At 41.1% G+C, this 25144-nt stretch carries 23 protein-coding genes and 1 rRNA gene; 16 read left to right on the top strand and 8 right to left on the bottom strand.

Going from position 1 to position 25144, the window contains the following annotated elements:
• The 6 genes from rrf to ihfA form a co-directional block, all read left to right on the top strand.
• Positions 1-103, top strand: a 5S ribosomal RNA gene (gene rrf, locus L1272_RS04730); the annotation flags it as partial.
• 444 nt (positions 104-547) lie between these two features.
• Positions 548-1603: a DUF2066 domain-containing protein gene (locus tag L1272_RS04725; protein ID WP_138618828.1), complete on the top strand. Its 1056-nt coding sequence runs from the start codon at positions 548-550 to the stop codon at positions 1601-1603.
• Complete coding sequence (gene hda / locus L1272_RS04720) at positions 1603-2313, top strand: DnaA regulatory inactivator Hda (RefSeq protein ID WP_171038282.1); 711 nt, start codon at positions 1603-1605, stop codon at positions 2311-2313. Before L1272_RS04725 ends, hda begins: the two co-directional genes overlap by 1 nt.
• Before the next feature lie 77 nt (positions 2314-2390).
• Positions 2391-3371 (top strand): phenylalanine--tRNA ligase subunit alpha, encoded by a 981-nt coding sequence (pheS, locus tag L1272_RS04715; protein WP_054552893.1) that lies wholly within the window; start codon positions 2391-2393, stop codon positions 3369-3371.
• Between the two features lie 15 nt (positions 3372-3386).
• Positions 3387-5774 (top strand): phenylalanine--tRNA ligase subunit beta, encoded by a 2388-nt coding sequence (gene pheT / locus L1272_RS04710; RefSeq protein ID WP_235372851.1) that lies wholly within the window; start codon positions 3387-3389, stop codon positions 5772-5774.
• Between the two features lie 2 nt (positions 5775-5776).
• Positions 5777-6076 (top strand): integration host factor subunit alpha, encoded by a 300-nt coding sequence (ihfA, locus tag L1272_RS04705; protein WP_002960690.1) that lies wholly within the window; start codon positions 5777-5779, stop codon positions 6074-6076.
• A 64-nt stretch (positions 6077-6140) separates the two neighbouring features.
• Here ihfA and L1272_RS04700 read toward each other — a convergent pair whose 3' ends face one another.
• Positions 6141-6947, bottom strand: coding sequence for a DUF2989 domain-containing protein (locus L1272_RS04700; RefSeq protein WP_054552895.1), 807 nt, complete (start codon positions 6945-6947; stop codon positions 6141-6143).
• Positions 6948-7121: 174 nt separating this feature from the next.
• Here L1272_RS04700 and L1272_RS04695 point away from each other — a divergent pair, with 174 nt between their 5' ends.
• From L1272_RS04695 to ccoG, 9 genes are all read left to right on the top strand, one after another.
• Positions 7122-8564 (top strand): glyceraldehyde-3-phosphate dehydrogenase, encoded by a 1443-nt coding sequence (locus tag L1272_RS04695; protein ID WP_054552896.1) that lies wholly within the window; start codon positions 7122-7124, stop codon positions 8562-8564.
• A gap of 202 nt (positions 8565-8766) precedes the next feature.
• Positions 8767-9894 carry a M14 family metallopeptidase gene (locus tag L1272_RS04690; RefSeq protein WP_054552897.1) on the top strand — a complete coding sequence of 376 codons (1128 nt, stop codon included), beginning with the start codon at positions 8767-8769 and terminating at the stop codon, positions 9892-9894.
• A gap of 327 nt (positions 9895-10221) precedes the next feature.
• Positions 10222-11724 carry an alanine/glycine:cation symporter family protein gene (locus tag L1272_RS04685; protein WP_054552898.1) on the top strand — a complete coding sequence of 501 codons (1503 nt, stop codon included), beginning with the start codon at positions 10222-10224 and terminating at the stop codon, positions 11722-11724.
• 151 nt (positions 11725-11875) lie between these two features.
• Complete coding sequence (locus L1272_RS04680; protein WP_054553080.1) at positions 11876-12202, top strand: hypothetical protein; 327 nt, start codon at positions 11876-11878, stop codon at positions 12200-12202.
• A gap of 1 nt (position 12203) precedes the next feature.
• A complete protein-coding gene (locus L1272_RS04675; protein ID WP_054552899.1) occupies positions 12204-12485 on the top strand; it encodes a YeaC family protein in 282 nt (93 codons plus the stop codon).
• Entirely contained in the window at positions 12475-15156 is a 2682-nt protein-coding gene (locus tag L1272_RS04670; RefSeq protein ID WP_235372850.1) for a DUF349 domain-containing protein, read from the top strand. Before L1272_RS04675 ends, L1272_RS04670 begins: the two co-directional genes overlap by 11 nt.
• A gap of 54 nt (positions 15157-15210) precedes the next feature.
• Positions 15211-15768 carry a DUF1439 domain-containing protein gene (locus tag L1272_RS04665; RefSeq protein WP_166340678.1) on the top strand — a complete coding sequence of 186 codons (558 nt, stop codon included), beginning with the start codon at positions 15211-15213 and terminating at the stop codon, positions 15766-15768.
• 111 nt (positions 15769-15879) lie between these two features.
• Complete coding sequence (locus tag L1272_RS04660) at positions 15880-17286, top strand: sigma-54 interaction domain-containing protein (protein ID WP_199529813.1); 1407 nt, start codon at positions 15880-15882, stop codon at positions 17284-17286.
• 151 nt (positions 17287-17437) lie between these two features.
• Positions 17438-18820: a cytochrome c oxidase accessory protein CcoG gene (gene ccoG, locus L1272_RS04655; RefSeq protein WP_235372849.1), complete on the top strand. Its 1383-nt coding sequence runs from the start codon at positions 17438-17440 to the stop codon at positions 18818-18820.
• Positions 18821-18857: 37 nt separating this feature from the next.
• Here ccoG and L1272_RS04650 read toward each other — a convergent pair whose 3' ends face one another.
• From L1272_RS04650 to L1272_RS04640, 3 genes are all read right to left on the bottom strand, one after another.
• The gene (locus L1272_RS04650) at positions 18858-19274 is read right to left on the bottom strand and encodes a hypothetical protein (protein WP_054552903.1); all 417 of its coding nucleotides are present in this window, start codon (positions 19272-19274) and stop codon (positions 18858-18860) included.
• A 185-nt stretch (positions 19275-19459) separates the two neighbouring features.
• Positions 19460-20365 carry a M14 family metallopeptidase gene (locus tag L1272_RS04645; protein WP_199529897.1) on the bottom strand — a complete coding sequence of 302 codons (906 nt, stop codon included), beginning with the start codon at positions 20363-20365 and terminating at the stop codon, positions 19460-19462.
• 63 nt (positions 20366-20428) lie between these two features.
• Positions 20429-21019, bottom strand: coding sequence for a hypothetical protein (locus L1272_RS04640; protein ID WP_199529898.1), 591 nt, complete (start codon positions 21017-21019; stop codon positions 20429-20431).
• A gap of 152 nt (positions 21020-21171) precedes the next feature.
• Here L1272_RS04640 and L1272_RS04635 point away from each other — a divergent pair, with 152 nt between their 5' ends.
• Entirely contained in the window at positions 21172-22209 is a 1038-nt protein-coding gene (locus tag L1272_RS04635; RefSeq protein WP_054553083.1) for an AI-2E family transporter, read from the top strand.
• Between the two features lie 210 nt (positions 22210-22419).
• Here the strand turns inward: L1272_RS04635 and L1272_RS04630 are convergent, their stop codons facing one another.
• The 4 genes from L1272_RS04630 to L1272_RS04615 are packed head-to-tail and all read right to left on the bottom strand — an operon-like array spanning position 22420 to position 25082.
• On the bottom strand, positions 22420-22836 hold the full coding sequence (locus L1272_RS04630) for a hypothetical protein (RefSeq protein WP_138602354.1): 417 nt from the start codon (positions 22834-22836) through the stop codon (positions 22420-22422).
• Positions 22823-24160 (bottom strand): ATP-binding protein, encoded by a 1338-nt coding sequence (locus L1272_RS04625; protein ID WP_054552906.1) that lies wholly within the window; start codon positions 24158-24160, stop codon positions 22823-22825. The genes L1272_RS04630 and L1272_RS04625 overlap by 14 nt, the downstream gene beginning before the upstream one ends.
• Complete coding sequence (locus L1272_RS04620; protein WP_054552907.1) at positions 24154-24828, bottom strand: response regulator transcription factor; 675 nt, start codon at positions 24826-24828, stop codon at positions 24154-24156. Before L1272_RS04620 ends, L1272_RS04625 begins: the two co-directional genes overlap by 7 nt.
• A 2-nt stretch (positions 24829-24830) precedes the next feature.
• Positions 24831-25082, bottom strand: a complete 252-nt coding sequence (locus L1272_RS04615; RefSeq protein ID WP_054552908.1) for a PepSY domain-containing protein — start codon at positions 25080-25082, stop codon at positions 24831-24833.
• Positions 25083-25144 lie beyond the last annotated feature (62 nt).

Genomic DNA, 25144 nt, shown 5'->3' with positions numbered 1-25144 from the left:
AGCGTTTTGGACCCACCTGACCCCATGCCGAACTCAGTAGTGAAACGAAACAGCGCCGATGATAGTGTAGCAGCTGCTATGTGAAAGTAGGTCATCGCCAGGCTCCAAATAAGAGAAAGCCCGATTCAAAAGAGTCGGGCTTTTTTGCGTTTTAGCTTTCAGCCAGGTAGGTTGGGTAGAGCGGAGCGAAACCCAACATAATCCATATGACCTTCTTCATAACCCATGGTTAAAAATTCTTAAAATCTCTACTGGTCTAACAGGTTAGCGATCTCTAAAATGGCTTACTTCACCTTGCGCTAATTCGTCTTTTATTAATGAGCTTTATCTCTTCATTGTGCATGACGAATTACCACGCTGTTGGGTTTCGCTGCGCTCTACCCAACCTACGCCAGAATTCCAAACCTTTACTCCTTCAACTTTCCCCTCGCTAACTTTACTCTTGTAATTCACGAGCTCGCTCAGCTGCCGTTCATTAAATTAACTTTGCTTTGTTTATGGCTTTGATTTAGGATCAAATCAGTTTAAAAGCAAGAACTAATGGCCTGTGTCTAGATTACTTATTTGTTTATTATTATTTTTTTCGAGTGCTTCAACCTTTGCTGTTGAGGTGACTAATTTATATCAAGATACTCTTAAAGTTGCAGACAAATCACGTGATGCTCGTTTGGCAGCAAGCCGTGAAGCGCTGCTAAATGTGTTGGTGAAAGTAAGTGGGGACACAAGCGCAGATCAAAACCCGGTTGCTAAACAACGCACCCGCGACATTTCCGATTACATGCTCAAATTTGAATATGACGAAAAAGCAGATGGCAGTTTAAATCTAGTTGTTAAGTTCGAAGCCAATAAGATTAATGCATTAATCAAAGATCTTGGCTTGCCACTTTGGGGGACACGTCGTCCTTTGGTGGCGATCTGGCTAGGCATTGAAGATAACTGGCGCCGTGAATTGGTTACTCAAGAATCATACCCACAGCTTGAACAGCTTATATACGACAAAGCAAGTCGTCGTGGTTTACCTGTGGTTGTGCCACTACTTGATTTACAAGATCGCGCTATTGTTGGGATACCAGAAGTGTGGGGTAATTTCTCTGAGCCTGTAGAGCGAGCTTCAAGTCGTTATAGTGCAGAGCGCAGTATTACTGCAAGAATGTATCAACAAGCTGATTCAGAAACCTGGATCCTTGATTGGCGTTTTACGAATGCTGAATTATTCGATACTAATCGTTTGATGGGTGATAAGCAGCAAATTGTTGCAGACATGATTGATAGTTTAGCAGGTGGCTTAGCAGCAGAATACGCAATAGATCCAACGATGATTGGCCAACTTGCTACAGCAACTTTCTATCTTAAAGGTATCAATAACTTTGTTGATATTGAATTTGCTAAACGCCGTTTAGAGAGCTTAAGTGTTGTTACTCGTGCCGTAATATCTGTGCGTACACCTGATAGCGTTCAATTTACTGTTAATCACACTGGCAGCATGAATGATTTTAGAAAAGCGTTAGAACTTGATAGTGCCTTTAAAGCGTATCAGGACCCGCGTGATTTCTATCAAGTGGTCAATAAAGATGAGCTTGAATATCAGTGGCAGGGGCTTTAATCGCAGTGCAAGAACCAATGCAAATGGCATTGCCAGTTACTTTGCCTGATGATGAAACATTTACTTCTTATTTTGGTGGCGAAAACTCGCTTGAAGTGAGTCACCTTAAAGATGCGTTCACAAAGCTTAGTAACAAATTTCAATATACTTATTTATGCGGTTTGGGCGATTCAGGTAAATCGCACCTGTTGTATGCGACCTGTATTCACGCTCAAGAGCGCGGTTTGTCAACCATGTTACTTTCGATGCGTGAAGTGATTGACTACGGCCCTGTGGTACTTGAAGGTCTCGAAAACCTTGACGTGTTATGTATTGATGACGTGCACTTGGTAGCAGGCAACGATGCATGGGAGAAAGGATTATTTAACTTTTTCAATCGCTTTAATGAGCCGGGCAAATACCTTGTGGTCACAGCTGATTTATTACCTGACATGCTACATATCAACCTACCGGATTTAGTTTCGCGTTTGAAGTGGGGCACAACGTTACAAATTCGTTCAATGAGCGATGATGACAAAGCCGAAGCGCTCGTACGCCGTGCTCACATGCGTGGCCTTGAATTGACGGATGAATGCGCGCGCTTTTTATTAACGCGATTAAGCCGTGATATGCGTGCATTATTAGACGTTTTAGATAAACTTGACCACGCCTCAATGGCTGCACAAAGAAAATTAACAATTCCTTTTATAAAATCAACGTTAAAGCTTTAGTAGGGCTAGAATCTAGTCCTTGCTTTCAGTTATCATTAGCTATTACAAAAATCCTTCTGTGAAAGACCAGGTACTCAATGAACTTAGAAAATATTTTAGCGCAAGCACTTGAGGCAGTTGCCAGTGCGAATGAAATCGCGCAACTAGAAGATATCAGGGTTAATTACCTTGGTAAAAAAGGTGAAATCACCAGCTTACTTAAAACGCTAGGCAAGATTGCCCCTGAAGAGCGTAAAGAAGCGGGTCAAGTGATTAACCAAGCAAAACAAGAAGTACAAACAGCCATTAACGAAAAGCGTGAGTTACTAGCAAGTAAGGCTCTTGAAGAGAAGCTAGCGGCAGAAACGATCGACGTAACTTTACCGGGTCGTGTTATGCCAACAGGTGGCTTACACCCAGTAACTCGTACTATTGAACGTATTGAAAGCTTTTTTGGTGAGTTAGGTTTTGCGGTTAAATCAGGTCCTGAAGTTGAAGATGATTTTCATAACTTCGATGCGCTAAATATTCCTGAGCACCACCCAGCGCGTGCTGATCACGATACTTTCTATTTCAACCCTAAGCTTGTGTTACGTACACAAACAAGTGGTGTACAAATCCGTACCATGGAAACTGAGCAGCCACCACTGCGCATCATTTCTCCAGGTCGTGTTTATCGTAACGATTACGACCAAACACACACGCCAATGTTCCACCAAGTGGAAGGCTTAATGGTTGATACAGATGTAAGCTTCACTGAGTTAAAAGGTATTCTGCACGACTTCTTACGTAACTTCTTTGAAGAAGATATGGAAATTCGTTTCCGTCCTTCTTACTTCCCATTTACCGAGCCATCAGCTGAGGTTGATGTTATGGGTAAAAACGGCAAGTGGTTAGAGGTATTAGGCTGTGGCATGGTTCACCCTAACGTTCTTAAATCAGTGGGTATTGATCCAGAAAAATACACAGGCTTTGCATTCGGTATGGGTGTTGAGCGCTTGACGATGTTGCGTTACGGCGTAAACGACTTACGTGCATTTTTCGAAAACGATTTAAAATTCCTAAACCAGTTCCGTTAAGAGTGAAGATATAAAATGAAATTTAGTGAAAAGTGGTTAAGAGAGTGGGTTAACCCAGCAATCGACACACAGGCTCTTTCGGAACAGTTATCAATGGCTGGTCTTGAAGTTGACGGTGTTGAGCCTGCAGCAGCTGAGTTCACAGGCGTTGTTGTTGGTGAAGTAGTTGAGTGTGGTCAACACCCAGACGCTGATAAGTTACGTGTAACTAAAGTAAACGTAGGTGGTGATGAGCTACTTGATATCGTCTGTGGTGCACCTAACTGTCGTCAAGGCTTAAAAGTCGCTGTTGCGACTGTTGGCGCTGTATTACCTGGCGACTTCAAAATTAAAAAAGCCAAACTTCGTGGTCAACCTTCACACGGTATGCTGTGCGCATTCGTTGAATTAGGTATCAGCGAAGAAGGCGATGGCATCATGGAATTACCAAGTGATGCGCCAATCGGTACTGATTTACGTGAGTACTTAAGCCTAGACGACAACATTATTGATGTTGACTTAACACCTAACCGTGGTGATTGCCTAGGTATCAAAGGCCTAGCGCGCGAAGTGGGTGTACTTAACAGTGTTGATGTAAACACACTTGAAATCGCACCAGTTGCTGCAACGATTGATGACAAAGTATCGATTGAGCTTGTGAATGATGAAGCGTGTCCTCGTTATTTAGGTCGTGTCATCAAAGGTATTAGCCTTGATGCAGAAACACCACTTTGGATGGTAGAAAAACTGCGTCGCAGTGGTATTCGCTCAATTGACCCTGTTGTTGATGTAACAAACTACGTGTTATTAGAGCTAGGCCACCCAATGCACGCATTTGATTTAAATGCGATTGAAGGTGGTATTAAAGTACGTAGCGCAAACGCGGGTGAAGAGTTAGTTCTGTTAGATGGCAACACTGCAAAACTAAACGAGTCTACGCTTGTGATTGCTGATCACAATAAAGCGCTTGCTATTGCAGGTATTTTTGGTGGTGAAAAGTCAGGTGTAACTGAATCAACGTCAGATATTTTATTAGAAAGTGCATTCTTTAACCCTGTCGCTATTGCGGGTCAAGCACGTAGCTACGGTTTACACACAGATGCGTCACACCGTTACGAGCGTGGTGTCGATTTTGCACTGCAAAAAGATGCGATGGAACGAGCGACAGCATTACTTCTTGAAATTGTTGGCGGTGAAGCAGGCCCAGTTGTTGAAGCAGTTGCAACTGACAAATTACCAAAAGTAACAGAAGTACGTTTACGTCGTGAGCGTTTAGACCGTGTAATTGGCCACCACATTGATGATGCAAAAGTAACTGACATCCTAACGCGTTTAGGTTTAGACGTTAAAGTTGTTGATGGTGTATGGAGTGCTGACGTACCTAGCTATCGCTTTGATATTCGTATCGAAGAAGATTTAATTGAAGAAGTTGCGCGTGTATACGGCTATAACAGTATTCCTAACGTTGCACCAACTGCTAAATTAAAAATGACTAACCATGACGAGTCGCATGTTGCGGTAACTAAATTCCGCAATACGCTTGTAACACGTGGTTACCAAGAAGCAATTACTTACAGCTTCGTTGATCCAAAAGCACAAGCAATTTTACACCCGCAAAGTGATGCGCTTGTATTGCCACACCCAATTTCGGTTGAAATGTCGGCAATGCGCGTGAGCTTGATGCCGGGTCTATTAGCGTCTCTAGTTTATAATCAAAACCGTCAGCAACCACGTGTACGTTTATTTGAGCACGGCTTAAAATTCTTACGTGACGAAAATGCTGAAAACGGTGTAAACCAAGTTGCTGTTATCGGTGGTGTAATCTCAGGTCTTGCACACGGTGAACATTGGGTTCAAGAGAAGCGTAGCGTTGATTTCTATGATTTAAAAGGTGATGTTGAAGCACTTTTAGCTATTAGTAACGATTCATCACGTTATGAGATAAAAGCAGAGCAGTCTGATGGCTTACACCCAGGCCAATCAGCCGTTATTTATGTTGATGGTAAAAAAGTAGGTTTCTTTGGTGCAGTGCACCCACAGGTGCAAAAGTCACTAGATATCAACAACACAGCATTTGTGTTTGAAATCGAAATGTCTGCACTAGAAAAAAGAAAATTACCAGAAGCAGTGGCAGTGTCGAAATTCCCGTCAAACCGCCGTGATATAGCGATTTTAGTGGAAGATCACGTAAAATCTGGCGATATTTTAAATGTCATAGAAAAAGTTGGCGGAAATCAATTGGTTGACCTAAACTTATTCGATGTGTATAAGGGCAAAGGTATTGAGCCAAATTATAAGAGTTTGGCGATTGCTCTAACACTGCAAGCGGTTGATAGAACGCTCGAAGAGAAAGATATCAATCAAGTAGTTGATAATGTGGTGGCCGCACTGGCCGAACAATTTAACGCATCGTTGAGGGACTAGATATGGCGCTTACTAAAGCCGACATAGCTGAACACCTATTTGAAAAACTCGGGATCAATAAAAAAGATGCCAAAGATTTAGTTGAAGCGTTTTTTGAAGAAATCCGCTCAGCGCTAGAAAAAGGCGAGCAGGTTAAGCTCTCTGGATTTGGTAACTTTGATCTTCGAGATAAAAAAGAACGTCCAGGCCGCAATCCGAAAACAGGTGAAGATATTCCTATTTCGGCACGCCGAGTTGTGACTTTTAGACCAGGTCAAAAGCTAAAAACTCGTGTAGAAGTTGGTACAAGCAAAGCAAAATAAGAAAAGGCAGCGTTAGCTGCCTTTTTTATTTGTCTGAGCACTGCACATTAGCGAGTTGGAATTATCAAAACCCGCGTGGTGATACGAAGCTTCCTTCTTGGATACTGTCGTAGGTTTTTTGTGCTAAATCATCTAAGCTGTCTAGGCTTTTGCCTGCGGCAGCAAGTTGATGTTCGATAGGTAAAATATCGACATTTTCATACCCTGATAATTGTGCCACGCGTGCAAAAGTGTATGCGTGCTTATACTTTTCGTGTTTGTAAAATAAGCTGACCAGAGTCGGGTAGATCTCTGGATTCGGTGTTTCACCTGCTTTATTTAACTCGAGCGTTTTGTATAGCAAATCAATGGTTTTTTCATCATCAAACTTCACGTAGTAGCTTGCCAAGAAAAACTGCATTTCAGCATCTTCGGTCACCCGTTTATCTTGTTTTTCTTCAAGGGCGAGTAGTTTAGTTAACGCTGATTGGTCGTTATTACGTGACCAATGGTAATACAACAAACCAGGGTGGTTCGTATTTTTGGTATCTTGAAAAATACGTGTCATTTCTTTAATGCTTGTTAAATGACCTTCAACGCGAGAGGTGGTTTTTTCTTTTAGTTTTATATGCTCAATCTTGGCCGCAAGCGATACACATTGATCGTATTTCTCAAAGTCTTTTAATAATTGATATTTGTTTTCGTCTGTTGGCGACTTATATTCAACATAACGTTGAATGATGACCTCGGCACGTTGCTCTTTACAGTGACTGTCTTTATTTAAATCACTGCAGAAGCCAGGTGTTTCGTCGCACACTTTCGCCAGTGTAAGCGGATCTTCACAGCCTGCTAATGCCAATAAACCAAGCAACACGCTTGCTCTTAATAACATTCCTTAACCTCTACTTAATTTGTACTACTTTATTCTAGCGCAATGATTTGTTCTGTAACAGTGGAGAATCGTTCGAGTTTAAATTAGAATACCCCTGCCTGAGATGTGTTGCTCTCAAATCACAACACATTTTTTAAGGCTATCCGTTCAAAATTGTTTAATTAGGTAAAAAAAATGACCTCATCTCACGAGTTAGAATACACAAGCAGCTGGCAAGAACGTCAAGATTACGCAGAAAGTATGCAACCTATCATTGGTAGACTTTACCGTAATCGTGGTATCGAAATCGCTGTATATGGCCGTCCTCTCGTTAATGCCAGTACAATCGATATCATCAAAGCACACAAAACAGTTGCTCAGTTTGAAGGTACAAAACTACGTTTACGTGAAAGCTTCCCTTTCTTAGAAGCAATTAGCAAAATGGACTTAAACTCAGCACGTATCGATATTGGTAAACTAGCGTATGGTTATTTGTTTAACGATGCTGCGAAAGGTCGCTCAGTTGAAGAGTACTTAACTGACGAATTAGCAGAAATCGCAAACTCAGAGCGTAAAGAACCACGTGATGTTGTGTTATACGGTTTCGGTCGTATCGGTCGTTTATTAGCGCGTCTTTTAATCGAGAAGTCAGGTCCTTATGCAGACCTACGTTTACGTGCAATCGTTGTACGTGGTGGTAAAGATGGTGACCTAGAAAAGCGTGCAAGCTTACTTCGTCGTGATTCTATCCACGGTCCATTCAATGGCTCAATTACAATTGACAAAGAGCGCAATGCAATTAAAGCTAACGGTAGCTACATCCAAGTTATCTATGCTAACTCACCAAGCGAAGTTGATTACACAGCTTACGGCATTGAGAATGCGCTTATTGTTGATAACACAGGTATTTGGAAAGACGAAGCAGGCCTTGGTCAGCACTTAGAAGCGAAAGGCGCAGCAAAAGTATTATTAACTGCACCAGCTAAAGGTAACATCAAGAACATCGTGTACGGTGTTAACAACCAAGATATCAAACCTGAAGATAAAATTGTCTGTGCAGCAAGCTGTACGACCAATGCTATTACGCCAACGTTAAAAGCGCTTAACGATAAGTTTGGTATCAAAAATGGTCACGTTGAAACTGTTCACTCGTACACCAATGACCAAAACTTAATTGATAACTACCACAAAGCTGAGCGTCGTGGCCGTGCTGCTGCACTTAACATGGTTATCACTTCAACAGGTGCTGCAAAAGCGGTTTCTAAAGCTTTACCTGAGCTTGAAGGTAAACTAACTGGTAACGCTATCCGCGTTCCTACGCCAAACGTATCAATGGCTATCTTGAACTTAAACCTTGAAAAAGGTACAACTGTTGAAGAACTAAATGCGTTCTTACGTGAAACAGCACTTCATTCAGACCTTCGTGATCAAATCGATTACACAGCGTCTACTGAAATCGTATCGACTGACTTAGTAGGTAGCCGTTACGCAGGTGTTGTTGATTCACAAGCGACAATCGTAGATGACAACCGCGTTGTACTTTACGTTTGGTACGATAACGAGTTCGGTTATAGCTGTCAGGTAGTACGTTGTATGCGTGATATGGCTGAAGTAACTTTCCCAAGCTTACCTCGCTAATACCTAAGTTATAAAGAATCTAGAAGCCAGCATTATGCTGGCTTTTTTAGTCGTGAAAGTTTTTGCAAATTTTCAGCATGTGATAGGCTGTTAAGGGTCTACACCATATTACTAACAAAACGTTCTAACTACAGAGCGTTGACTTAATTCTGAACTAACAAGCGAATAGCTAAGAATTATTTTTAACCAATAGGTTTATAGAATGAAAATCACCAGCAATTTTGACAGTGGTAATATCAAGGTTATTGAAGCCGTTGATCCACTGAATATTCAATTAGAAATCAATAAAGACAATCAGTCTGATTTTTTCCAGTGGTTTCACTTTCGTCTTGAAACAACTGCGTTTCAAAACCATAAATTACACATTAATAACCTAGAGAACTCAGCATACCCTGATGGCTGGGAAGGTTACCATGCGGTTGCATCATACGACCGTCAAACTTGGTTCCGTGTCCCATCTGAGTACGCAAACGGCACACTATCATTTGAAGTAGAGCCTGAGTGCGGCAGCATGTACTTTGCTTACTTTGCGCCATACAGCTATGACCGTCACTTAGATTTACTAGCATGGGCACAAAGCCAACATGCCTGTGAATTAGAAACATTAGGCGAAACCCTTGATGGCCGTGACATGAGTGTTTTACGTGTGGGTATTCCTAGCAGTGAGAAGAAAAAAATCTGGATCACGGCGCGCCAGCACCCAGGCGAAACTATGGCTGAGTGGTACGTTGAAGGTTTACTTCATAAATTACTTGATGATGAAGACCCACATGCAGCGGCACTATTATCTAAAGCGGTATTCTACATCGTGCCAAATATGAACCCAGATGGCAGTGTGCGTGGTCACCTACGTACTAACGCTAAAGGCGTTAACTTGAACCGTGAATGGCAAACACCGAGCATGGAAAATAGCCCTGAAGTTTTCTTAGTGCTTAACAAAATGCGAGAAACTGGCCTTGATATGCACTTAGATATTCATGGTGACGAAGCAATTCCTTATAACTTTGTTGCGGGTAGTGAAGGTATCCCGGGCTACGATGATCGCTTAAAAGAGTTAGAAGATAGCTTTAAAGCTGCGCTTTTAACTGTGACGCCTGAGTTCCAAGACGAACATGGTTATCCAAAAGATGAGCCGGGCCAGGCTAACTTAACTGTCGGTTCTTCTGCTGTCGCGCATGAATTTAATGCATTAGCGTACACGGTAGAGATGCCATTTAAAGATAACGATGATTTACCAGATCCAGATTATGGCTGGTCAGATCGTCGCTCGTATCAATTTGGTCAAGATACGTTAGCGGCTATTGTTAACGTGGTTGATAAATTAAGATAACGACCCTTACGGGCATCAGCAAAACTGATGCCCGTAATTGTATCTGATACCAATTTGCAAAAATACTTAATTAAACAAATTGGTATGAAAGTTAAAAAAGCAGCGGTGCAGAGCAGGATGCATCGAATGTTAATTTAGTAGGTACATTTATCATATTGAAAATTAACTGTTAACAAACTTGGTTGGTTTAAGTTAATATCCAATATATTCAGCTGTGAAGTAACAAAATTTCATTTTTATTTCTCACAGTTATCGAGTCGCGCATTCTCACAAGCTCACGCTGAGTATCGTAACTAACAATAAAAAATATAATCATAGAGGATATCCATGGAAGCTTTAGTAAGCGCCGTTAACGACATAATTTGGAGTGATGCACTCATTTATTTATGTCTAGGCGCAGGTCTGTTTTATTCCGTTTTAACCCGATTCGCACAAGTTAGACATTTTAAAGAAATGTGTAAATTATTACTTAGCTCTAATAATTCAGATACGGGTATTTCTTCGTTTCAAGCGCTAGCGGTTTCGTTATCAGGCCGTGTAGGTGTAGGTAATATTGCCGGGGTTGCTGCAGCAATCGGCTTTGGTGGTCCGGGTGCGATTTTCTGGATGTGGATAGTTGCGTTTCTTGGTGCAAGTACTGCGTATGCCGAGTCAACACTTGGTCAGATTTATAAATCAGAAGAAGACGGTCAATATCGCGGTGGCCCAGCATATTACTTCGACCGCTGCTTACAGCAAAAGTGGTTAGCCGTATTATTTGCAGTATCGGCGATTATTGCTTGTGGTGTATTCCTTCCGGGCGTTCAAGCGAATGCGGTAGGTAATGCATTCACACAAGTTTTTGGTGAAGGCACATTGGTTAGCACCAGCTTTGGTGAAGTAGGTAGCTTTAAGTTGGTTGCTCTTGCAATCATCTTAATTGTGCTTGCATTTATCATCTTTGGTGGCATTAAACGTATCGCAAACTTCACACAAATTGTGGTGCCATTTATGGCGCTAGGTTACATCGTGTTAGCGTTAATCGTGGTGTTCTTAAACCTAGATAAAGTGCCAGGTATCTTCTCAATGATCTTATCTGATGCATTCACCGCGCAAGCAGGCTTTGGTGCTGCTATTGGTTGGGGTGTTAAACGTGGTATTTACTCAAACGAAGCAGGGCAAGGTACGGGTCCGCATGCAGCATCAGCTGCCGAGGTAGATCACCCAGCTCAACAAGGCTTAGTGCAAGCATTTTCTGTTTATGTTGATACCATTTTTGTTTGTACAGCAACAGCGTTAATGATTCTAATCACTAAACAATACAACATTGTGGGTGAGTTACCTGCAGGTCAATTCATTGTGCAAAACGTTGATGCTGCAACTGAAGTAGGCTCTGCTGCTTTTACACAAATGGCATTATTTAGCGTATTTGGTGGCTTTGGTGAAGCATTCGTTGGTATTGCTTTATTCTTCTTCGCATTTACTACAATTCTTGCTTATTACTATATTGCTGAAACGAACGTTGCTTATTTAAACCGTTATTTCAAAGGCAATATTCCGTTGGTTGTTGTGAAGTTTGTCATCATGTTTATGGTGGCTTACGGTATGGTAAACAACTCAGGTTACATCTGGAATATTGGTGACATTGGCGTAGGCTTAATGGCCTGGATCAATATTGTGGGTATTTTGGCTATTTTCTTTGTCGCAAAACCTGCACTTAACTGTCTACGTGATTACGAAGATCAAAAGAAAGCCGGTGGTGAAATCACTTTTGATCCAGTTAAATTAGGCATTAAAAATGCGACTTTCTGGGAAAAGCGTCTAGCTGAAAAGGCGAAACAGAAACAATAAATCGTTTTTTTGAGTTTTTACGGTGAATTTAGTTGTGCAGGTTTTCGAATCTTCATAAATGAATGAAATTCAAAAAAGACATCGACTCATAAAACAAGTACAATAAAGGGCGCCTAAAGGCGCCTTTTTTATGCGTAGTATGGAGAAAGATATGGCGATTATTAGTTGCCCGCAGTGTGCAAAATCAATATCTGACAAACATAAGCAATGCCCGCATTGTGAATGCCAAGTCACCGATCTAAGCAATGAGCAATTGCAGCAAATGCAAAAAGAAACGCGCATTCGTAGACAACAAAAGTTTATGAATCAGTCTTTCCTCGCACTGATTTTATTTTTAGGGGGCTTTTTCTGTTATTACTTTATGCACCCCGAAGCAAAGTCTCTTGAGTGGTATGCCTATACATCGGCAATGGCAGTAGGTTTTGTGTGGTATCTTGTAAGCCGCATCTATTTAGTTGTTTTAAAAAAGAAAAAGTAACATGAATATTGATCACATCGTTAAAAATATCACCCCAGAAGTATTTGAACGTCTTCAGTATGGTGCCTCTACGGGTAAGTGGCCAGACGGCACTCCTTTGACTGAGGAGCAAAAACAACAAACCGTTCAACTCGTGATGCTTTATCAGGCTAAAGTTTCGCAAAGCAATGAGCAGTTTACCATTGGCGCAAATGGTGAAATGGTGCAAAAGAGCAAAGCTCAATTGCAAAAAGAATTCGCATCAGAAAATGAAATAGCTAGGTTTAGTGAAAATGATCTTTAAACACCTGTTTACTCCAAAATGGAAGCACCCTAAAAACCAAGTCCGTTTAGCTGCGGTTGAACGTCTTGATACAGAGCGTGACCTTAGCATCTTAAATAGCATTGCCCTTGAAGACAGCTCAGCTGAAATCCGCAAAAAAGCATTAAACAAAGTGAACGATATCGTTTTATGGTGGCAAGCATACAAGCAAGACCAAGCACTGAAAGACCTTGCTGAGCAGCATATCAATCAAGCAGTTTTAAATACCGACAGCCAACTAGATGCAAATATCAAAAATGAGTTTATTGAGCGTTACGCACCTGTCAAAACTCTTGAGAAACTCGCCTTTGCAGAAAAAGAACTTCAAGTTCGCGTTAAGTTACTTAAGCGTTTAGCAAACCCAAGCTTAATTGATAAAGCTTTTAAAGAAGGCCGTGAAGAGCTGCAATTGCAACTTGTTGAGCTTGTGATTAATCATCAACTTGCTAAATCACTATTAAAGCATGCAAAAGGTAAGGCGCATACCCAACTGGCGACTCATCTTGACAATGAACGCTTAGCGATAGAAATGCCTGCCAAAGTAGAAGCTGATACACGTGTGGTATTAGCAAAGCTTAATGCGCTTCGTGATAAAAATGACTTTCAGTTAGTGTCGATGCAACATGCTGAGTTATTACAGCAGTGGCAAGCTATCGAACTAAAATGGCTGAGCGATGAGCAAGTAAGCACGTTAGATAAGAAATATTCAGCGATTACGCAAAAGCTTGAATCGCACATTGCAGTTTTAAGTAAAGAGCATGAAGCAGCGCAGCAAGCGTTAGCTGAGCAACAACGTCAGGTATTGGCACTTGCAAGCCTTGAAGCAATTGGCGAAGAAATTGAAAATGCATTGCAATTAGGCTTAGAAACGCCAGAGCAAATTCAACAAGATTGGCTCGAGGCAAAAGTTGCAGAGGCAAAAGATGCATTAGCAGAGGCGGACTTAGCTGATAACCAAACTGTGCGTGATGTAAAACAACATTTAACAAATTTATTTAACCAAGTTGAGCAGTTACCGCAACTGGTTAGTGCTATTGCTGAGTTTAAAGAGACATTTGATCAATTAAATATCGTTGCGACAACTGAAGACGAAAGCGAGTTTGACGGTCTTAAACAGCAGTTTGAGCAACAGCAAAAATTAGCACGCAAAAAGCTGGCAAGTATTCCTAGTCGTTTACAAGGTCGCTTTAAAGCAAATTTAGCTGAAACAGTAAACAGTTGGCAGCAAGCGATGGCACCGCTGACGAATAAGTTTGAGAAAAATCAACAAACAGCTAAGCGTAAAGCTCGTGATGTAAAACGCTTAATTGAGCAAGGTCGCTTTAATGTTGCCTTTGGTGTGTTTAAAGGTTTTGAAGAGCTATACGCAACACTTACAGACTATTACAAACAGCCATTAAATAGCCTTAAAGCTGATTTAGAAGCGCAACTAGCAGAAGCAAAAGATTGGCAAAAATACGCATCGGCACCAAAGCGTGATGCGCTACTCGTTGAAGTAAATGAACTTGTTGCAACCGAGTGTACTGACCCTAAACAACGTGCAGAGCATGTTAAACAGTTACGTCGTCGTTGGAATGAGTTAGGGCGTTTAGATACTGATGCAGAAAAGCAACAAGGCGAGTTATTCGATCAACAAATTGAATTACTGTTTGCGCCGTGTCGTGAGTATTTCGCAGAGCAAGAGCAACAACGTGAGCAAGCTAAAGCACAGCGCGTTGAAATAATCTCGCAAATGCAGCAGTTAACAGAGCTTGATAGCTCTTCTGATGAGTTTGATTGGAAGCAGTTTGAAAGCAAGTTCAACCGTACCGCAAAAGCGTGGCGTTCTGCAGGTAATGTCGATCCTAAAACATACCGTGAACTACAAACGCAATTTAAAGCTGCACAATCACAAGTACAAGGTCAACTTGCTGCATTTCATAAAGCAAATGCTGAACAAAAAGCAGCACTTGTTGAGCAAGCAACACAGTTATCACAAAGTGATGATTTAGCTGCTGCGTGCCAAGATCTAAAAGCGCTTCAACAAACTTGGCAGACTATTGGCTTTGCAGGAATGAAAGCAGAAAACACCTTGTGGCAGCAATTCAGACGAGTTAATGACGAGACTTTTGCTAAGCGCAGTGCCGAGTTTGAACAGCAAAAGCAAGTACAGCAACAAAATGACGAAGTTGCCGCACAGCAGTTAAGTGAGCTTGAGTCTGCACTTGAGACCGTGGTGCATCTTGCACAGCTTAAAGATTTAACAGTGAAGCTAGCAGAGCTTGAATACTCAAAAGCGTTATCGGCACGCGTGACTCAGTTAGAGGCAGCGATTAGTGAAAAATCAGCGCTAATTAGTAAGCAAGCAGAGCAGTCTAAATTAACGGCTTTATTTGCTGCTCTTGAAAGCAACAGCGAACTGCCTTCGCAGTTTCAAGCTTCATTAACAACTAAGCTAAACGCTGCGCAGCTGTTAACCCGTATCGAAATTCTGGCAGGCGTAGAATCGGCTGATAGTCAGTTACGTATGACAGAGCAAGTTGCGATGTTAGATGATAAACACCGTGGCGAACAGGCAGATGTTTATTATTACTTAAAGCAATTACTTGCAGTCAGTGAGGGTTCAGTTTCAGCTGACACACTAGCAAGGCTTAAAGCAATATTTGCAATTTAACGAATAAAACCGCTTTTTAAAGCGGTTTTTTTCCGTGTGTTTTTGAGGAAAACAATGAGAATTTTATTACTACTTACCTGTTTATTTTTAGGGGCATGTAAAACGACAGATCAAGGGATGTCTGTTTACTCGTTTACCAATTCTGAAATTGAAGCAGCCCTTGCTAATCAATTACCAAAACTAAGTGAACAGATTAAGCTGATGGGCTTACCAGTTGATTTTGCGGTAAACGACCTGAGTGTCAATGTTGGCCCAGATAAACGTGATGTGGTGGTTTTAGGGGCCGATTCTAGTGCCGTCATCAAAGCGTTTGCGCTTAAGTATCCAGTACGCTTAAAGCTACAAATCGAAGGTAGCCCATTTTATGACAGCGAGAAAAAAGCGGTCTTTTTACGTAATGTAAAACTGGTTGATACAACAATCGACACCGCGGGTTTCAAGGGCAGCTTAAACTTATTAGATGATCAGGCAATGCAAGTGATTAACGGCTTTTTAGCGGTTAATCCTGTCTATAAGTTAAATATGAACGACCCTAAAGTTGCACTATTGAGCAAATTACCATTAGATATGAAAGTATCTCAGGGCGAAATTATCTTAGTGCCTACACTGTAAACCCATACGATATATTAAAGCGGCTTCTAGTCGCTTTTTTTATGATTGCTTGTTAAGCATGTTCAACCTTGTCATAATTGCTCGTGATATTTCGCGAATTGAGTGATTACTATGATCAAGGAATTTTTAAACGACCCCACGTTATTGCTAAACGCCGTTGGCGAGGGAATTTATGGCTTCGATTTATCGGGTAATGCAGTTTTTGTAAACCCTGCCGCTGAGCGCATGACAGGCTGGAAAGCAGACGAACTCCTTGGTAAAAAAATACATCAATATCATCACCATACTCGTAAAGATGGCTCGCCATATCCTGCAGATGAATGCCAAATATATTGCACTATGTTCGATGGCAAACACCGTCATGTAAACGATGAGGTATTCTGGCGTAAAGATGGAAGCTATTTTGCTGTTGAGTATACTTCAACGCCAGTTTATAAAAATGGTGCCTTGATTGGAGCAGTCGCGATTTTTCGCGATGTATCAAAACAGCAGCAAACAGAAGCGGCGTTGCGTGATGCCTTAGCACAAGTTCAGCACCTATCTGAGCAGCTTCAAGCTGAAAATGCTTACCTTATTTCAGAGTTAAACGAAGATTGGCAAGACTCTGGCTTAGTTGGGCAAAGTCATTCATTTCAAAGTATGCTCGAGCAAATTACCTTGGTAAGCCAAACTAATAGTACGGTTTTGATTTTAGGTGAAAACGGCACGGGTAAAGAGCTGGTGGCACGAAACCTTCACCGCTTGAGCAATCGTGCTGAGCAACCTTTCATAAAAGTAAACTGCGCGGCGTTTTCCGCCAACTTAATTGAATCTGAGTTATTTGGTCATGAGAAAGGGGCGTTTACTGGCGCTAATGAACGCAGAAAAGGGCGTTTTGAACTGGCTGATAAAGGCACTTTATTTTTAGATGAAGTTGCAGAGCTGCCATTAGAGGCGCAAAGTAAATTACTGCGGGTACTACAAGAGCAAGAGTTTGAGCGTGTCGGTGGTAGTCAAACTTTAAAAGTCGATATCCGAGTGTTAGCTGCAACAAATCGTAACTTGTGGCAAATGGTTGAGCAGGGCAGCTTTCGAATGGACTTGTATTATCGCTTAAATGTGTTTCCCATTCGTGTGCCTGCACTTCGTGAGCGCAAGGAAGATATTCCACTCCTCGCAGCAAATATTATTACGCAGCTGAACAAGCGCTTAGGTAAACAGTTAAAAGGGCTTAGCAAAGCAACACTCACCAAACTGGCGAATTATGATTGGCCAGGTAATATTCGTGAGCTACAAAATATTCTAGAACGTGAAGCAATTCTGTCTAAGCAAACTGTACTGCAGCTTTCAGCACCTTTGAGTAACGAGCAATCAAATGAGCAGGTGGTTTCTCTTGATGCAGTACAAAAGCAGCATATTTGTGAGGTGCTAAAACGCTGTAACGGGCAAATATCAGGTGAAAATGGTGCTGCAATCTTGCTGGGACTTCCCGAAAGTACCCTTAGATCAAAAATGAAAAAGCTAGCGATAAAGCGCTAAATCGTGAAATATCGCGATAACTCGCGATATATCGTGCTTTCAGTTGTTTGAATGTAAATTTAATCATTTAATATCAATAACTTATTTTTATTTTGTGTTGGCCTGATAGTTGCTCTGTCAGGCTATTACCGACACAAAAGTAAGTAGCAAAATGAAATTTGATATTAAAGAGCAAGACTTAATCATCAAGCCCTACAACCAAGAAGGGCCAATTTATATTCGTGAGCAAAAGGGGTATTTCCAACGTATCCGCCGTTACTTAGGCTGGGTGCTGATGCTGACGTTCATCGCCATTCCGTGGATCCCCTATGATGGCCGCCAAGCCGTATTACTCGATGTAGCCAGCCAAAAATTTACCCTGTTTGGTTTAACGCTGTTACCACAAGATTTTATGATCTTAGCTATGTTATTTATGACAGGGGCGTTTGCATTGTTTTTCGTCACTAATTGGTTAGGGCGTGTTTGGTGTGGTTACACTTGCCCTCAAACAATTTGGATGCTGATGTTTACTTGGGTCGAACACAAAGTTGTAGGTAACCGTAATCAGCGTATTAAACTTGATAAAGCTCAATGGTCAGTAAGTAAATGGCAAAAGAAAATCACTAAGCATGCAGCTTGGCTGGTGATCTCATTGCTTACATCTATGTCATTTATGGCTTATTTCATTCCTGCTAAGTCTCTATACATGAGCTTATTTACCCTAGAAATGTCTGGTATCGTCAGCTTTTGGGTATTCTTGTTCGCGTTTTGTACCTATGGTAATGCGGGATTCTTACGTGAAAAAATGTGTACAGTGGCGTGCCCATATTCGCGTTTTCAATCAGTGATGTTTGATAAAGACACGTTAGTTGTTACCTATGATCAAGCGCGAGGGGAGTCTCGTGGTGCGCGTAAGCGTAAAGCCGACCCTAAAGAATTAGGCTTAGGTGACTGCGTAGACTGTAACCTATGTGTTGAAGTATGCCCAGCGGGTATCGATATTCGTAATGGCTTGCAGTATGAATGCATAAACTGTGGCTTATGTATTGATGCGTGTGATAGCACTATGGAAAAATTCAACTATCAAAAAGGACTGATCAAATACGCCTCAGAAAAACAAATGGAAGGCAAAACGACCAACCCATTTAGATTAAAACTGCTTGGCTATGGCGGTTTAACGGCGCTGTTTGTCGTGGGCATGGTTGTGTGGATGGCAATGCGTACACCTATTGAGGCTTCTGTCATTCGTGACCGTAATTCCCTGTATCGTGTTAATTTTGAAGGTTTAGTAGAAAACCCATATACTTTATCAATTATCAACAAAACACAGCATAGCTTGAGCTATTCAATCGGTATAAGTGGTATTGCAGAAGCAAGCTTACAGGTGCCTGAAAAGATAACTGTTGAAGCAGGTCAGATGAAACGTGTGCCTGTCACTGTGGTTGCTGATGGCTACGAGTTAAAGTCAAAAGTAACGCCTATTAGTTTTCACATTCAAGCATTAGAAGATGCTGATATCGCAATAACTAAAGAAACTAAGTTTTACCGAGATTAACCTCAATCACGGCTCTAGAAACGAAAATGGCTTGTTTTTAACAAGCCATTTCTGCAAATTCGAGCTGCTTTAGCACATAAGCTTTAGCGCTGTCTAAATCATCAAATAAACAGTCCATTATTTGAATTGGAGATTGTGCTTGTGCAATGATGCGTTTCATTTGATTAAGCACAATAGACGAGCTAAACATATAAGCGGTTGCTATACAGTTAGTGCCTTGCAGGGCACGGAATAATTGAGTAAAACCACGTTCTGCATCAGGGGTGGTAGCAAGTAAATGGGTAGAATGACTAATATACGCCCACGGCTTTCCAGCGAAAGCAGTAATATGCTTTTTTAAATTGATTGCAAAGTCATTGACTAAACGAGCGTTAATATTGCCAGAAAACTGCCCAATAACAATTGGACCTTCAGTAATAATCCTGACACTGCCATAGTGATTCTTAAATTCCAATTTGCTTCCTTTTGAACTTAAAAAGAGCGCGAATTTTATACAATTCTATGTATGTGTCTAGTTATTTAGTATACAAATTTCAAAAAACATAACTTTTTCATTAATTTTATTTTTATGTGAATCCTATCTAATTATTTTGCATTGGAGTGAATAAATAATCCACTCCCTTTTTAAAGTATAGCTAACTATTTGTTAACAATGTAATTTAGAGCACCGCTAATTGAGGCTACTTGTGCATCAATACAAATGTCATCATTTGCTTGTGGACTATCAGGGTAAACCTCTGTTGTTGTGACATATTCTGCATCGGTTAAGCCCATACATAACCCCAGTTTTTTCGCTTGGTAATTAATTACACCAAATTGAGTTTGTGGTACGCCAATCAATTGGTTATTTTCATCACTTGGTGCGATGTGGGTTACTTTCTCAACTGATTTTATAATCGCTGTTTGAAATGCATCATGCGGACGCTCACTATCAGCGACAAGATAAAAGCCATCAGGAATGTTCCAGTTATCGTGGGTCTTTGCATCACGTGCTGCTAGAGCAGGGCGAAACTCACTATTATCAGTGTCTGTCGTTTCATGTAGGTCAATATGCACATAAGGTGCAATAGTGTTATCGGCTAAATATTGCATAATTGCTGCAGACTCTTCAGCGGGGCTATCTGCATAGAAAGAGCGATTTGGATCCGTGGCATTTGGATTCCAGCGGTTAATCGTTTCATATCCCCAAGGGCTGATACACGGAGCCACTAAAATATTAAAATCAGCAAAGTAGTCTTTGGCACTTCTCTTAGCAAACGCTAAAGCACCATGCACGCCACTTGTTTCATAACCATGAACACCACCGGTAACCAGCACAACAGGTTTATCAGCTTGCCATTGTTTGCTCTTTAAAATGTAAAGAGGGTATTTGTCGCTGTCGTAACTTAATGCGCCATATTGCTCAATATTGAAATCGCTTGTTAAAGAGTCTAGTTGCGATACAACATCATCTAAATAGCTACGCTTTACTGACTGTAATTCAAACCATGCTTTCTTATCTTCTTTGTTCCACGGCCTACCAGGGGTTCCTATAGGGTAACTCATAAAATACCTTGTTGTGACTTGCTGCAAAACGCCAAGCTTATCTAAGCTGTTAAGCTGCTGCAACTAGATAAGCTCAGTAGTAAAGTTACCTTGCTCGTACAGCTTTGCATGATGGTGCTTATGGGTCTCAAATAAGTAATTACGAAGTGCATCTTCACCTTGGCACACTTTCACTATTTTTCCGGCAATTCCTTTGCTGGTCGTTCTTATTGGCTTTACGCTAAGAATAACCTGTTCTTCACTCGGTAAATTAAATACCAACAGTATTTCTTTATTGAGAATAGGAGTTTGACGCTTTGGCTTGAGTAACACGCCTGTGCTTGATAAAGACAGTATCTGAAATTGCTCTGTGTGAATTTCGAGATCAGGCGTACGCCAGCTGCGTTCGATGCCTTTGGTGTCTATTACTTCTGGTGCGCTAAGTAAAGGGATCAGCTGACCATTCTCGTCCTTGGTAAATTCAAGAGGAAACCACAATTGATAAATCCCCACTTCAGCAAGCAGTGTCAGTTTGGCATTGGTAAGTAAACCATTTAATTTATCAGGCAAATTAAGCCTAACAGACATTTTTGTATCGGTTGGATCGCTATCAGTCCGTTCAGCCTCGAATAAACGGTTGAAAAAAGAGAGTTCTTGTTCGGATAAATGTGCCATATAAAGCTCCTTTTAAAGCACGCTTACTTATATGTATCATAAATTGTTCAAATTATGCACGTATAAAAAGCATTAATTGTGCCAGCAGCTTTGTGATTTATTTTGCGACGTATTTCACTTACACTGATAAAAAAACTAACAAGGATTTTATTTTGTCGAGCCTGACTGGTGTAAATAAAAGTTTAGTGATATTTGCTGCTTTAGTCGTTGTTTTAGCTGGTATTAAAGCTGCAAGTGTGATTGTTATCCCATTTGTATTGGCAGCCTTTATTGCCATTATTTGTAATCCCTTAATTCGTTTCTTTGCCAAATACGGTATCCCTAAAGGCATTGCTGTTGTATTTGTGATGTTGATGATTGTCGGTGTAGGGATAAGCCTTGCCGGGTTGGTTGGGCAATCGATGACCGATTTCTCTGAAAAGCTGCCTGAGTACAAAGCACAACTAAAAGAAGAATTTGTCTGGGTGGTTAATGTTGCAGCGAGTTATAACATCCTGATTGATAAAGAACAGATTATTTCTTTATTCGATCCGGGCAAAATGATTGATGTTGCAACCAACATGCTCACAGGCCTCGGTGGCGTGATGGCTAACTTGTTTTTGATCATCCTAACCGTGGTATTCATGTTGTTTGAAGGACCTATGCTGAGTAAAAAAGTGCATTTAGCACTTGATGATCCTGAAATGAAAATGCAGCAGGTTGATCGCTTTTTAGATTCAATTAATTCTTACCTGGCTATTAAAACGCTGGTTAGCTTAGGCACAGGTATGCTTGCAGGCTTTATGCTGTGGGCACTTGATGTTGATTACTTTGTACTTTGGGGTGTAGTGGCGTTCATGCTTAATTACATTCCAAACATAGGCTCTATCATTGCTGCCGTGCCTCCTGTGTTACTTGCTTTGATAACTCAAGGCCCACTGGTTGCAGGGTTTATTGCTGGCGGATATTTGGTTATTAACACCGTCATGGGTAACATTGTTGAACCGCGCTTTATGGGTAAAGGGTTGGGTTTATCGACGCTGGTGGTGTTTTTATCGTTAATATTCTGGGGCTGGCTGATGGGGACCGTGGGCATGTTGTTGTCAGTCCCATTAACCATGATAGTTAAAATAGCCTTAGAGACTAGTCAAGAAGGGCGATGGTTAGCTACCTTGCTTGGCAATGGCGAAGAGCTAAAACTTGAAGAGTAATACCAATCCGCAATAATACTTAATCATTTTGAGGGATTAAACCTGTCGCTATCTGCGTTAAAAATTTCTGATTTAGAACAACTAAATAACGAAATTTTTGCCTTGCTATCAACGAGGTTTTCTTGCCTCAAAATAGACCACTTAATTAAGCGAATTGGTATAAAAAGGCGCTTAAGCGCCTTTTTGTCCATGAGAATCTGTGAGTTGCTATTACTTTAGAGGTCGCTGTAAAACCTGCACATGGTTTTTTAGGATCTCAATTTCACATTGCTTGTAGGCAATAGCGGCTTTCGTACTATTTGGCATTTTTTGTAGATAACGCCAACGACAGCTGTCTTCTAAATAACGCTCTTGGTTCTTGATGCTGCGATTAAAAATCGGTAGCAATTGGCTGTTACCGCTATCCTCTTTGATTTTCTCAAGATCCATAGTGAGCTTATTAATCCACATCTTTTGGTCACGCTGCAGATCGGCGATAACTTGATCAAGACATTGAATATAGCGTTTGGTGTCATCGGTATTGTTGCTAGCAAGCTCACACGTTTGCTCTGCTTGAGCATGCGATGCACTCGCAATTAAAGCTAGAAAGCTGCCCTTAACGAGTATTGATGTTTTATTTTTTATCATGGTAATTAAACTCTAATATAAACTCAGCACCGGCTAGTTTCTCTGCATCTTTAATGGTTAAGGTGCCATTATACGAGTTGACTAAATCCGACACGATAGCCATGCCGACACCGTGGCCGCTTTCATAGGTATCGAGTCTGGTACCGCGAGTCAGTAATGATTCACGCTTGTGCTCAGGGACACCTGGGCCATCATCACTTATACTGAGGGTTAACTTTTTGTTCTGCTTAACCTTTATATCGACCTGTGAACGGCAAGCTTTACAGGCATTATCGATTAAATTACCAAGTAGTTCCATCAAATCTGTTTTATCACCCAAGAAATAGTCTTTTTCACTAACCTCTGAGGTAAATATAATATCTTTGTCGCGATAAACCTTGCTCATCGCGCTTATAATTGAGTCAATAACAGGCTTGATATGAGTTTGTTTCTTCCATGTGTCAGACGCACCTGTTGCAGCGCGCTTTAACTGGTGTTCGATCATCACATTAATTCGGTCTAGCTGCTCTTGTGCATCCGCATCATTGGCTAAAGGGCTTGATTTAAGCACTGCCAAAGGCGTTTTTAATGCATGAGCAAGGTCGCTCAACGAAGCACGGTAACGCTCTTTTTGGCGTTGCTGCGATTCAAGCAATAAGTTTAAATCGGCTTTAATAGTTTGTAGTTCAACCGGGTAAAGACCTTTAATTTGTTGGTTATCACCCGACTCAATGGCTTTAATTTCTTTATCGAGTCGTTGCAGTGGTCTTGCACTCCAAACAAAACCAATCGCCATGAGTGCAGCAATGGACACTCCCATGACATACATCCAATTTACGAGTGTCTGCTTAAAGCCATCCATCAACCTCAGTAGGGCATCATTACGCTTTAATAGGATAAAACGTGCATGCTCAGATTGATCAATGTTTTCTAAAATAACGGTAAGGGTTAACTGCCAGTACACGGTATTGTTGTATTCAACACGACGAAAATCCGCAGAGCCAGCTGGGGCTTCAAAGTTATCAGGAATAAAGTTGATATTAGTAGCCGATTCAGAATACCAAACTGGTAAGTCACCGCGATAAACCATCGCGTAGGTATCTGAGTTTAATCGATTTAGCTCTGGCGTTAAGATGGTGCTAGGCATAACAATGCCACGTTCAGTGAAATCAACTTCAGAAATTAATGAATATAAGTGAGCTTCGAGGGTTTTTTCGGTCGCTTCGACCAAAGAGGCGTAGTAAGCCTTACCAATTGAGAAAAACAGAATTGGTAGGGCGACTAATAAAACAAAGACAAGGATAAATCCTTGCCTTACTTTAAGCGGTATTTGCGATGCTACCACTGACTTTTAAGCCTATAACCACGGCCGCGTAATGTTTCTACTGGGTTAAGGGTACCATCAGGGTCAAGCTTCTTACGTAAACGCAATACGAAAACTTCGATTACGTTTGAATCAAGGTCAAAGTCTTGGTCGTAAATGTGCTCAGTTAGTTCAGATTTAGAAATTACCTTTTGTGGATTAACCATTAGGTATTCTAAAACTTTGTATTCGTATGCCGTTAAGCTAAGTTCTTTATCGTTAACCCATACTTGCTGTGAGCGAGTATGAATTTTAATAGGGCCAGCTGTCATTTCTGGGTTTGCTTTACCGGCGCTACGGCGGATAAGCGCATTACAGCGGGCAATTAGCTCTTCAACGTGGAAAGGTTTAGTTAGGTAGTCATCTGCACCTGCATCTAAGCCTTCTACTTTATCTTGCCAACGGTCACGTGCCGTTAAAATCAAAATAGGAATGGTAATACCTTGTGCACGTGCTTTGGTAATTAGTTCAATACCATCAACTTTAGGTAAGCCTAAATCGACTACCGCCATATCTAGCGGGTATTCGGTAATATGGAATAAACCAGCTTCACCATCGTGACAAAGGTCAACGCTGTAACGCTCTTTTTCTAGGGCATTACGAAGGTTATCTGCTAAGTGTAAATCATCTTCAATAACTAAAATTCGCATTCTTAATCCTTTTTCACTTCGCCAGTCTTTTTGTTCACATGGACATCAACCACGTGGCCGTTCGTTTTTAAAATTCTTACGGTAAATACTTTATCTTGCTCTGTGATTTTTAGGGTTCGGCCGTCTTCAGACTTTTTGGCGATCGTCACAGCCTGCTTTTTAGTCACCTCTTGGGCTTGTTTCTTATTGGCATCAGCATGAAAGCTTGATAATGCAAATAAAAGACTAAAACTGAAGGCTAATAATATGCGCATGACGGGGAACTCCTAAACCAGACCCATTTAGTTTAATTAACCAATTAACTAAAATTCAAGTA

Source organism: Pseudoalteromonas sp. PAST1 (assembly GCF_021532515.1).
Taxonomy (GTDB): domain Bacteria; phylum Pseudomonadota; class Gammaproteobacteria; order Enterobacterales; family Alteromonadaceae; genus Pseudoalteromonas; species Pseudoalteromonas simplex.
Note: the sequence above shows the minus strand (reverse complement) of the source record. Positions and strands in the feature narration are given on the sequence as shown.